The sequence below is a fragment of the Brevibacterium sp. SIMBA_078 genome, assembly GCF_046534565.1.
GTDB lineage: Bacteria > Actinomycetota > Actinomycetes > Actinomycetales > Brevibacteriaceae > Brevibacterium.
On record NZ_JAWRYQ010000278.1, the window covers coordinates 1 to 266 of the forward strand.

Consider the following 266-nt stretch of genomic DNA (forward strand, 5'->3'; position numbering starts at 1 on the left):
ATTGATAGGTCATTTGATACTCCGTTAATTCATACAGTGCATCGCATTGGCTACCGAATTGCAGAGGACATTGAGTAATGTATCGACACAGTCTGCGCACGCGTGTCGCCGTTGCATTTCCGATTTGTGTTGCTGTGCTCAGCGTGGTCTGGGGGTTTGCGTTCTTCGCCGCGATTAAGTTGAGCGAGGACCGTGTTATGACGCGTCAACTGCAGCATGCTATTGAGAGTTATCCCTCTATGCCGATAAACCTTCGTGGTTACGAC

The 266-nt window shown here is 49.2% G+C and carries 1 protein-coding gene; it reads left to right on the top strand.

Going from position 1 to position 266, the window contains the following annotated elements; all coding sequences use genetic code 11:
• Window positions 1–77: 77 nt before the first annotated feature.
• The coding region (locus SB749_RS19725; RefSeq protein ID WP_410711798.1) for a hypothetical protein at window positions 78–266 on the top strand (189 nt) is incomplete at its 3' end.